This window comes from Streptomyces sp. NPDC001796 (assembly GCF_042892355.1).
Lineage (GTDB): Bacteria > Actinomycetota > Actinomycetes > Streptomycetales > Streptomycetaceae > Streptomyces.
Genome location: NZ_JBIAUC010000006.1, coordinates 308403 through 319129 on the forward strand (window position 1 = coordinate 308403; position 10727 = coordinate 319129).

9 protein-coding genes and 1 riboswitch are annotated in these 10727 nt (G+C 70.5%); of the genes, 4 read left to right on the plus strand and 5 right to left on the minus strand.

Annotated features, from left to right (window positions below; genetic code table 11):
• Window positions 1–34: 34 nt before the first annotated feature.
• Both ACFYZE_RS15600 and ACFYZE_RS15605 read right to left on the minus strand, forming a co-directional pair.
• Window positions 35–1270 (minus strand): outer membrane lipoprotein carrier protein LolA, encoded by a 1236-nt coding sequence (locus ACFYZE_RS15600; RefSeq protein ID WP_388993117.1) that lies wholly within the window; start codon window positions 1268–1270, stop codon window positions 35–37.
• A 314-nt stretch (window positions 1271–1584) separates the two neighbouring features.
• Window positions 1585–2595, minus strand: coding sequence for a polyprenyl synthetase family protein (locus ACFYZE_RS15605; RefSeq protein ID WP_388993120.1), 1011 nt, complete (start codon window positions 2593–2595; stop codon window positions 1585–1587).
• Between the two features lie 945 nt (window positions 2596–3540).
• A riboswitch (cyclic di-AMP (ydaO/yuaA leader) is annotated at window positions 3541–3706 on the plus strand.
• 4 nt (window positions 3707–3710) lie between these two features.
• On the opposite strand from ACFYZE_RS15605, the gene ACFYZE_RS15610 reads away from it, so the two are divergent.
• Window positions 3711–4226 carry a transglycosylase SLT domain-containing protein gene (locus tag ACFYZE_RS15610; protein WP_388993123.1) on the plus strand — a complete coding sequence of 172 codons (516 nt, stop codon included), beginning with the start codon at window positions 3711–3713 and terminating at the stop codon, window positions 4224–4226.
• Window positions 4227–4276: 50 nt separating this feature from the next.
• Here ACFYZE_RS15610 and ACFYZE_RS15615 read toward each other — a convergent pair whose 3' ends face one another.
• The 3 genes from ACFYZE_RS15615 to ACFYZE_RS15625 all read right to left on the minus strand — a co-directional run bounded on the left by ACFYZE_RS15615 (window position 4277) and on the right by ACFYZE_RS15625 (window position 7910).
• Window positions 4277–5089, minus strand: a complete 813-nt coding sequence (locus ACFYZE_RS15615; protein WP_388993127.1) for an HAD family hydrolase — start codon at window positions 5087–5089, stop codon at window positions 4277–4279.
• 257 nt (window positions 5090–5346) lie between these two features.
• Window positions 5347–6549 (minus strand): FAD-dependent oxidoreductase, encoded by a 1203-nt coding sequence (locus ACFYZE_RS15620; RefSeq protein ID WP_388993130.1) that lies wholly within the window; start codon window positions 6547–6549, stop codon window positions 5347–5349.
• A gap of 116 nt (window positions 6550–6665) precedes the next feature.
• Window positions 6666–7910: an ATP-grasp domain-containing protein gene (locus ACFYZE_RS15625; protein ID WP_388993478.1), complete on the minus strand. Its 1245-nt coding sequence runs from the start codon at window positions 7908–7910 to the stop codon at window positions 6666–6668.
• 254 nt (window positions 7911–8164) lie between these two features.
• Here ACFYZE_RS15625 and fahA point away from each other — a divergent pair, with 254 nt between their 5' ends.
• From fahA to ACFYZE_RS15640, 3 genes are all read left to right on the plus strand, one after another.
• Entirely contained in the window at window positions 8165–9412 is a 1248-nt protein-coding gene (gene fahA / locus ACFYZE_RS15630) for a fumarylacetoacetase (RefSeq protein WP_388993133.1), read from the plus strand.
• A 237-nt stretch (window positions 9413–9649) separates the two neighbouring features.
• Window positions 9650–10441 carry a GntR family transcriptional regulator gene (locus ACFYZE_RS15635; protein ID WP_388993136.1) on the plus strand — a complete coding sequence of 264 codons (792 nt, stop codon included), beginning with the start codon at window positions 9650–9652 and terminating at the stop codon, window positions 10439–10441.
• A gap of 51 nt (window positions 10442–10492) precedes the next feature.
• Window positions 10493–10720 carry a ferredoxin family protein gene (locus ACFYZE_RS15640; RefSeq protein ID WP_388993139.1) on the plus strand — a complete coding sequence of 76 codons (228 nt, stop codon included), beginning with the start codon at window positions 10493–10495 and terminating at the stop codon, window positions 10718–10720.
• Window positions 10721–10727 lie beyond the last annotated feature (7 nt).

The following is a 10727-nucleotide window of genomic DNA, read 5'->3' on the forward strand; positions in this document are numbered from 1 at the left end:
TCCTGCTCCCCTTCGTCCGTACGCCGTACGGGGGTCACTTCCCCGCGTTCGCCGCCTTCACCAGCGCGTCCTTGGTGACCGCGCCCGCGTACACCTTGCCGTTGTCCGTGATCAGGGCGTTGACCAGGCGGGTGGAGAAGACCGTGCCCGAGCCGAACTTGCCGGTGACGTGGTCGCCGAGCGAGTTCAGGAAGCCGGAGGCCGCGCCCTCGCCGGACGGCGATCCGGACGGCACGCCGCCCTTGCTGCCGGTGTCGAACACGTAGATCGCGTTCCAGCCCTCGCCGATGGTCTTCGACGCGCTGCCCCAGGGAGTTCCCCCGGTGTCCTTGTGCTGCGCCTCGCGCCCGGCCCCCTCGTGCCCGGCCTTCAGGTCGTCGCCCTGGGTGACCTTCGTGCCCTTGGGCGGCGTGAAGTCGAACGTCGACGCGGCCGGCTTGGCGAACGAGACCTGGGTGAAGCCCACGTCCAGCACCGCCGCGCCGCCCTTCGCCGGGGTCAGCGTGAACTTCAGCGGCAGGCCGGTCTTCGCGTCCACCGCGATGCTGATCGCGCCGACCGTCGTACCCGACTGCTTCGGCCGGATGAGCAGCTTGTAGGCGTCCCGGCCCGCGACCTGGGCCGTGCCGTCGACCGCCACGGAGGTGGTCTTGTCGGCCGCCTTCAGGGCCTGATCGGCGAAGTCCCTGGGTGTGGCGGGCACGTCCTTCGGCGCCGCTTCGCCGCTCTTGTGCTCGCCCGCGCCGGTCGCGTGGTACGCCTGGTTGGACGCGCTGTCGTACGCCCACACCTGGTCGCCGTTGCGGATGACGCTGTACTCGGCGGCCTTCTCGATGAGCGAGAGCTTCTGCTTGTCCTGGCCGTCGGCGGCGACCCGCACGGTGTGGGTGCCGGAGGCCAGCTCCAGCAGCTTGGAGCTCGGGTTTGCGGCCGAGCCACCCTTGCCCTGCTCGCCCTGGGAGAGCGCGCCCGAGGCCAGGCTGTCCTCGAGGCCGCCCAGGTTGGGCAGGCCCAGGTCCGTGCTGATCGTCACGGTGCCGGACATCTGCTGGACGTCCGACTTGGCGATCTTCTCGATGAGCTGCTGCGCGCTGATCTTCGGCAGGTCGGGGTCCCCGGAACCGGCGAACGCCGGGACGAGCCCGATGGTCGCCGCCGCCACGCCCACGACCGTGACCGGGACGACGTACCGAGCGGCCCTGCGCCGCCCGTCGCGTACGTCCTCGACCTCCCGGGCGGGTGTGCTGTCGTCGGATTCGTACGGTGCCATGTGTGCCTTACCTCCGTCGTCGGCGGCGGCCTGTTGTCTGTGCACTCTCCCCAAGCTCTCGACTTCGCTCGAGCAGGGAGGTGCCCCCACCCCCTACGCCGCCATTCTCACCCGGACTCCGGTGAGGGGGTCCCCTCCATATGACCAAATCACCGGGAGGGAAGCGTCAGACCGCGGGGCCAACTCCGCGTACTTCTGGGGTATGACATGACGGGCGGGGCACGGTGCCTCACCCGTAGGGGTCGTCAGGGCGGGCCGAGAGGCGTGTGACGTGGCGCACGTCAGGCGCGGGGCTCAGTGGGGCGCGTGGCGCGTCACCCTGCCCGGTGCACCACCGCGTCGCACATCTCCGTCAGGGCCGCCTTCGCGCCGCAGTCCGGGAGCGGGGCCAGGGCCGAGCGGGCGTCCTGCGCGTAGCGGACGGCGTCGCGGCGGGCCTGCTCGAGAGCCGGATGGGCCCGGAGCCGGGCGAGGGCGTCGGCGTGGCGGGCGTCGTCCGTGAGGTCGGAGTCCAGCAGCTCGCACAGGGCGACGTCCTCCGGCAGCCCGTGCCGCTGGGCGCGCTCGCGCAGGCGCAGGACCGGGAGGGTCGCGATGCCCTCGCGCAGGTCCGTCCCCGGCGTCTTGCCGGACTCCTGGGAGTCGGAGGCGATGTCCAGGACGTCGTCGGCCAGCTGGAACGCCACGCCGAGACGCTCACCGTACTGCGTCAGCACGTCCACGACCGTCTCGTCGGCGCCCGACATCATCGCGCCGAAGCGGCACGCCACCGCCACCAGGGAGCCCGTCTTGCCGGCGAGGACGTCGAGGTAGTGCTCCACCGGGTCACGGCCGTCCCGCGGGCCCGCCGTCTCCAGGATCTGGCCGGTGACGAGCCGTTCGAACGCCTCCGCCTGGATACGGACCGCCTCCGGGCCGAGGTCGGCCAGGATGTGGGACGCGCGGGCGAACAGGAAGTCACCGGTGAGGACCGCCACCGAGTTGCCCCAGCGGCTGTTCGCGCTGGCCACCCCGCGCCGCACCTCGGCCTCGTCCATCACGTCGTCGTGGTACAGCGTGGCGAGGTGGGTGAGCTCCACGACCACGGCCGAGGGGACGACCCCCGGCGCGTACGGGTCACCGAACTGTGCCGCGAGCATGACGAGCAGCGGCCGGAACCGCTTCCCGCCCGCCCGCACGAGATGCTGCGCGGCCTCGGTGATGAAGGGCACCTCGCTCTTCGTGGCGTCGAGCAGCCCTTCCTCGACAGCGGCCAATCCGGCCTGGACATCGGCTTCCAGAGCCTGGTCCCGCACGCTCAGCCCGAACGGCCCGACGACGGTCACGTGAGGTCTCCTGTCTGCTGACGTCTGCTGACGATCACACGGTCGGTATCGAGGTCGGTCACTTGATCGATGACGTCGTCAGGCCGACTCGGCTCACCGAGTTTGTCGATCTGTCGCCGCCATCACTCAAGTCAGCGTATCCGGTCAGGTTTCGATCACCACGAGTGCCCGCTGTTCCAGGCCGGGCCGTATCGGATCACGAGAGGCATGTTCTTGATCAGGTGATACGAGCGGGTTTGGAGCGACATAGCGGAAAGCTCCCCCGCCCGGGGGCCGGCGACGCGCTCCGGCCCCCGGAAGCGCCCCTCGCATCCCGCTTCCGGAGCAGCCCCGCAACCCCCGAAGGCCTCCGCAGGACCACACGGCCCCCGGCCGCCCCGCTCGGCGCCATCACCCGGCCGGGCCCACGTCCGGTCCCGACGGGGACGCCCGGCACCCCGAGGCACGCGCGCGTACAGATCCGTACGGCTCTATACGGCCCGGCCCTTTACGGCTCCCTACGGCCCTCCATGGCTCTCCATGCCTCTCTACGGCATAGCGAGTGACGTCGGTCACGCGTTTCGATCCGGGATGAGGATTCCCGCAGATCCGGAGCATGTCCGAATTGCCCATTTTGAGCCCCATAAAAACCGCCACTCACAGGCGATCGCCGAACCTTTTGTCCGAATTGCCGCTTCAGGGCCCCGAATTACGGGTGGCGATCAAGAAAAGTGCGAGTGAATTAGGTCACGCCACCACAGAGCAAGGCGGGGCATCCGGAATCTCAACTTCCCATTTACTTATGCCAAGTTTAACCTTCCTCAACGAAATGGATCACATCCCTTATTCCCGCATTTCAAGGTCATTTACCTCGGAGTGTGACTTCCAGTCTTGTTCCCGACATGTGCTCTCGCATACCTTCCCAATCGATCCGAGCGGACCGCCGAATCCTGCCGCCGCTCGCGAGCCCATCCACCACCAACGGCAGGAGCGGGGGACCCAGGTAAGTCGCCGGACCGGACACAGCGCCGGAACGGCTTGGGGTGAAGCCGATTCCTCGGCACCGAGGACAAGGCCGGGCACCTCCCCGCCCGAACCCGACAGCTCACCTCGCAGGCGCCGGAGAGGACTACGACATGCCCGCTTTCGCCCTGCCCGCACGCCGTCGGGACCGCCGCTCCAAGGCCGCGCGCCTCACCCGTGCCCTCGCTGTCGCGGGGACGGGTGCCGCCGTTCTGGCCCTTCCGGTCCTGGGCGCCACCAGCGCTTCCGCCGCGACCCCCGCCTCCACGACGACCACGACCGCCGCCGCCAAGACCATGACGACGCGCGCCGGAAACCTCGACAGCTGGATCCGTCAGTCGCTGGTCGTCATGCGGCAGCACCGGATCCCCGGCTCCTACTACGGCATCTACCGCAACGTGATGCGTGAGTCGTCGGGCAACCCGTCCGCCATCAACCTCTGGGATTCCAACGCCCGGATGGGCATCCCGTCCAAGGGCCTCCTCCAGGTCATCGACCCGACCTTCCGCGCGTACCACGTGCCGGGCACGTCCTGGAACATCTACGACCCGGTGGCGAACATCACGGCCGCGTGCAACTACGCAGCCCACCGGTACGGCTCCATCGACAACGTCCACAGCGCGTACTGACGCTGTGCGCCGCGCGTACCGAGGCTGAGGCCGAAGGCTGAAGCCGAGGTCTAGCGGCCCCTGAAGAGTCTTTCGAGGACGACGGCGATGCCGTCGTCCTCGTTCGACTCCGTGATCTCGTCGGCGACCGCCTTGAGTTCGGGGTGGGCGTTCGCCATGGCGACGCCGCGCGCGGCCCAGTCGAACATCGGGATGTCGTTCGGCATGTCGCCGAACGCGATGGTCCGGGACGGCCCCAGACCCAGGTACTCGGCGGCGAGCGCCAGCCCCGTCGCCTTGGTGATACCGCATGGCTGGAGTTCGACCGTGCCGGGCCCGGACATGGTGACCGTCGCCAGCGAACCGACCGCGCTGCGCGCCGCCGTCGCCAACTCGTCGTCGGTCAGGGCGTGATGGCGCAGCAGCACCTTGCTGATGGGCGCGCACCACAGGTCGTCGCGCCGTTGGACCCGCACCGCGGGCAGCGTGGGGTGCGGCATGCGGTATCCGGGTTCGATGAGGGTGAGCCCGTCCACGCCGTCCTGGTCGACGGCCGCATACACCTGCCCCACCTCTGCCTCGATCTTGCCGAGCGCGGTCTCGGCCAACTCCCGGTCCAGGGTGACGGAAAACAGCAACCGGTCCGCGCCGGCGTCGTACACCTGCGCGCCCTGTCCGCACACCGCGAGCCCCCTGCCGCCCAGGTCGTCGAGCAGCGGCCGCACCCTGGGGGCAGGACGCCCCGTCACCACGAGGTGCTGCGCGCCGGCCGCGGCGGCCCGCGCCAGCGCGTCCCTCGACCGGTCGGAGAGCGTGTCGTCGCCGCGCAGCAGCGTCCCGTCCAGGTCAGTGGCGATGAGTGAATATGCGAGGGGTGCGGCCATGATCAGAGAATACGGATGGAACACCCCCACGACTCACCACGGACCAGCCGACGTCCGGCCACCCGTCGTGAACCGGCCGACCTGCGACTGACGTACGGCTGACCCCGGCCGGCCTCCGGCCCTTCTGCCGAGAACCCGTCGGCATCCGGGGCCCCTCCGGAGAACCCGTCGGCATCCGGCTCTGCAATCGTGGCCCTGTGGCCCTGTGGCCCTTCCGAGGGGGAAGGGCCACGCGGTGGTCCGGTGGCCGGCCGGGGTCAGCCGTGGGCCGTCGCCAGGTGCTTCGCCAGGCGCGGCGACGCGAACTCCGTGCCACAGACGAACCGCATCACCGGTCCGTAGGAGGCCGCCGCCGGCAGGCCCGTGAAGTACAGGCCCGGGACCGAGGACACGTAGCCGGCGCCGAGCCGGGGGGCGCCCCGGCTCACCGCCAGGCGTGTGCGCAGCTCATGGCCCAGGAAGTCCATCGCGGAGATGTCCACGCGGTAGCCGGTCGCGGCGATGACGTGGTCCGCGGTCATCTCCTCGGTGCGGCCCGTGTGGGTCCGGACCGTCAGGGCCGGGCGGCCGTCCGCCACGGACGCGCTGAGGATGCCGACGACCTCACGCACCTGCACGTTCTCCTGGAAGCGGTCGCGCAGCCACCACGCGCCGAGCGGGCCGAGGACGCGGCGCACCAGGTAGTGGCGGGTCCGGGCGGGCAGGAAGCGGTAGGGGTGGGGGTAGTAGCTCAGCGCCCACAGGGACCAGGCACGGCCGAAGGGCGACTCGGGGCGCAGCTTCGGCTGGTCCCACGGGGGCGCGCCGAAGGCGACCCTGCCCTGCCCGCGCGCCACGACGCGCACCCGTGCGCCCGCCTCGGCCGCCAGCGCCGCCGTCTCCAGCGCGGACTGGCCGGCGCCGACGACCAGCAGCTCCTTGCCGGAGAACCTGCTGAGGTCATGGTGCTGGGAGCTGTGCGAGACAGGACCGGTGGGCGTGGGGCCGTCGGCTGCCGCGGCGGCCAGCTCCGGCGGGAGGTGGGCGAGTCCCGACAGGCCGGTCGCCACCACGACCGCCCGGGCGGTGAACAACTCGCCCGAGTCCAGCTTGAGATCGAAGCCACCGCCCTTGCGGCGGTCCACGGAGACCACCCGGACCCGCTCCAGCTCGGGCACCAGCTTCTGCTGGAACCACTCCCCGTACGCGGTGAACGTCTCGACCGGGATGATGTCCTCGTCCGTCACCAGCCGGCGGATGCCCGCCGCGTCGCAGTAGTCGGCCAGGGTGTGGCCACGCTGGGGCGCGTCGATGTTCGAGGCGACCGGAGTGGACTTCAGGAGCATGCCCGCGGGCATGTTGTCGCGCCAGCTGACCATGGGCTCGCCGAAGACGCGGACCGGGATACCGCGCCCGCGCAGATGGGCGGCGGTGGACAGGCCGAACGGCCCGGCGCCGATGACTGCTACCGGTTGAATCACGAAGTCCCTCCCCAGGACGCAACGTGCCTACTTCGTGGTGGAGCGTGTACGCCTCGACGTACCGGTCGACCGCCTGCGATGTACCGGTCGTACGCCTCGACGTACCGGTCGTACGCCTACGACGTACGGGTCGTGCTGCCGCGGCGGTTGGTCCGCCACAGCTGATAGAGGTGCTTCGCGCCCGGCCGCACGAAGCGCGCGAGCATCGTGACGAACGGCAGTGGGTCGTCCCCCGCGAACCAGGCCAGTTCCGTGCCGCTCGCACGGACCGGCGCGTGCGGTGTCGTGTAGCCGCTGCGGCGGTAGGCGAGCAGGGCCGGCAGGTCGATGTTCTCCACGATGTACCGGTGGCCGGCGCGCTGTTCCCCCTCCGGTACGGCGCGGCCGGTCAGGTCCAGGTGCATGGCGCGGACGACGTCCACCCCCGACTCGTTCTCGAACAGCCGGAACTGGGCGCCCATGCGCGGGTTGAAGTCGAGCAGTTTGTACTGTCCGTCGCGCCGGTCGAAGCGCAGGTCGAGGTCGACGATGCCGGTGAAGCCGATCTGTTTGATGAAACGTGCGGCGAGGTCGGCGAGTTCCGGGTTGTCGACGACGTACGCGTTGGCCGTCATGCCAGCGTGGGGCGGCCAGGAGCGCACCTTGACGCCGGTGAACAGGGCGAGCGGGGTGGAGTCCTGGCCGAAGTAGGCGTGCACGATCCAGTCCTCGGCCTGCTCCCGGGGCAGGTACTCCTGGAGGATCACGCCCGGCCTCTCGCCCCAGTCGCGGGCGAGCCTGAGCAGCCCCTCACGGGTGGTGATCTTCGTCGTGCCGCCCACCGCGGGCCGTTGGCGGCGCACGAACGCCTCGCGGTTCTTCGCCACGAGCGGGAAGCGGGCCTCGTCGGCGAAGCGCAGAATGTCGTCGTACGACTGCGGGAAGGCCGCCCGGGGGCTGGGGATGCCGTGTTCCACGCACAGTTCGTGCAGGCCCTGCTTGCTGGCGAGGCGGCGTGGGAGCCCCGCCTCGACCCTGGGTAACAGGAAGGGTCCGGTCAGGGCGTCCTGGTGCTCGGCGATCAGGACCGCTGCCTCCTCGTCGGTGGGGACGAGGACCGTCGGTCGGCCGATACGGTGCCCGACGCGCAGCAGGCCCTCCACGAGCCGCTCCGGCTTCTCGGTCCCGGTGGTCGGCCACACGAAGGCGCGCCGCAGATAGCGGGAGGCCGCGGCCGGCGTGTAGCGGTCCTCCGTGATCGCATACATCGGTATACCGAGCCGGCCGAGGCTGCGGATCGCGCCGACCCCGCCGTGGTGCAGCGGGTAGTCGCCGAACTTCACGATGAGCCCCGGCACGTCGCGGTCCGCGTCGAACGGCACACCGCCGGTGCTCCTGGCCACGGGTCCCCCCACGTGTCCCCCCTACGGACCGGACCCACCCCGCCCGTGTCCCCCAAAGGACGCTAAGCCGGAATTGCCCCCTCCGACAAGACCAATACGGACATTGCAAACTCTTTAGACACTGCCCAAGACAGATGACTCACCCGTAACGTGTGCGGCGACCACATGGAACGCACTGGAACGCACCCCCATGCACGGCACACCCGAAGTGCACGAAAGCGAGGCAGCATCCCATGCCCCCCTTCGACGTCCCCGAGGGCGACCCCTTCGGCCCGCACAACCTTCCCTACGGCGTCTTCTCCCCCGCCGGCTCCGACGAGCGGCGCGTCGGCGTCCGTCTGGGCGACCATGTGCTCGACGCGGGCGCGGCGGCCACGGCGCTCGGCTCCCCGTACGCCTCCCTGCTGGCGCGTCCGTCCCTGAACCCGCTGCTGGCCGCGGGCCGCACCACCTGGTCGGATGTGCGGCGGGCACTGACGGCGTGGGTGACGGTGCCCGCGCACCGGGAGACCGTGGAACCGCTGCTGCACCCTCTCTCGGAGGTGACGCTGCACCTGCCCTTCGAGGTCGCGGACTACGTCGACTTCTACGCCTCCGAGAACCACGCCCGCAACGTCGGGCAGATCTTCCGCCCGGACGCGGCGGACTCCCTGACCCCCAACTGGAAGCATCTGCCGATCGGCTACCACGGCCGGTCCGGCACGGTGGTGGTGTCGGGCACGGATGTCGTGCGGCCGTCGGGACAGCGCAAGGCGCCCGCCGACCCGGCACCGGTGTTCGGGCCGTCCGTCCGTCTGGACATCGAGGCCGAGGTGGGCTTCGTGGTGGGCGTGCCGTCACGGCTGGGGCGGCCGGTGCCGCTCACGGCCTTCCGCGACCATGTGTTCGGGCTCTGCCTGCTCAACGACTGGTCGGCGCGGGACATCCAGGCCTGGGAGTACGTGCCGCTCGGGCCGTTCCTCGGCAAGTCGTTCGCCACGTCGGTCTCGGCGTGGATCACCCCGCTGGACGCGCTGGAGGAGGCGCGGGTGGCCCCGCCCGAGCGCACGCATCCGCTGCTGCCGTACCTGGACGACTCACAGGAGGAACCGGGTGGCTACGACCTGCGCATCTCCGTCGCGATCAACGGCCATGTCGTCTCCGAGCCGCCGTTCTCCACCATGTACTGGACGGCGGCCCAGCAGCTGGCGCACATGACGGTGAACGGCGCGTCCCTGCGCACGGGCGACCTCTACGGCTCCGGCACGGTGAGCGGCCCGACGGAGCAGGAACGCGGCTCACTGCTGGAGCTGACGTGGAACGGGCGCGACCCTCTCGAACTTCCGGACGGTAAACGGACGTTCCTGGAGGACGGGGACGTGGTGACACTGACCGCGTGGGCGCCGGGTCCGGGTGGGACGCGAGTGGGTCTCGGGGAGGTGACGGGGCGGGTGGTGCCCAGCCTGACCCAGGGGCTTTCGTCCGGATCGGGCCGGGCCTGATCCAACGAGAGGCCCTGGCCGCGGGCGGTCGGCCGTCGCTGCGGGCAGCCGTGCCTCCCCCGGAGCCTCAACGGCCTGGGGCCCCGGGGGCGGCACGGGTGGGCACTTACCCGGCAGTGGCAGATCTTGCCCTCGCGGCCATGGAACGCGCAGGTCACGAGCGTATGTGACGCCCCGGTACATGGCGCAACACTTCGGCAACACAGCTTTCCCTACCGCCTCGGTATGGTTCAAAACATGCCACCCACCGACCGCATCCGAGACCACGCCGGTCAGGGCGCCACGACCACCGTCGCCGCCCACCGCACGCGTCGCCGGCTGCGTGCGGACCAGGCCAGGCAGCTTGCCGATCTCCTCCGCCACCAGATCCTCACCGGTGGCTTCCCGGACGGCACGCTCCCGCACGAAACCACCCTCGGCACCGACTACGGCGCCTCCCGCAACACCGTCCGCCAGGCCCTCGACCTCCTCCGCGCCGAGGGCCTGGTGGACCGGCTGCCGGGAGTCGGCACGATCGTCGCCGCCCGCAAGTACCCCCACGGACTGGACCGGCTGATGGGCCTGGCGGAAACCCTGCACGAACACGGCCGCGTCACCAACGAGGTCCGCACCCTGGGCCCCGCCCCCGCACCCGCCCCCGTGGCGGAGCGCCTCCACGTCCCACCCGGCGCCGACGTCCTCTACATCGAACGCCTGCGCAGACTGAACGGCCTCCCCCTCTCCCTGGACCTCACCTACATCCCCCTCGACATCGGCACCGCCCTCCTCGACGCCGACCTGGAGAACACCGACGTCTTCCGCCTCCTGGAAGCCGTCACCGGCCAACACCTCGGCCACGCCGAGATCACCCTGGAAGCGGTGAACGCGGACGCCCACTCCTCCGCCGTGCTCCAGGCCCCCCGCGGCGCCGCCGTACTGATGCTGGAACGCCTCACCCACCTCGCCGACGGCCGGCCCGTCGACCTGGAGTTCATCCGTTTCCGCGGCGACCGCATCACCATGAGCGGTCTGCTGCACCGGTCTCTGTAATCCCTGTTCGCCCCCCTTTCGCCCTGTCCGGGCACCTTCCTGGAGACAGCCATGCCCTTGGCGCCCCAGCGGGCTGACGTGCCCGTGACCATCGACGAGTTGAAGTGCATCGACGGCTGCACCCTGTGCGTGGACATGTGCCCGCTGGACTCCCTCGCCATCGACGAGAGCAGCGGCAAGGCGTACATGCACGTCGACGAGTGCTGGTACTGCGGACCGTGCGCGGCCCGCTGTCCCACCGGAGCGGTCACGGTCAACATGCCCTACCTGCTCCGCTGAGAGGCCC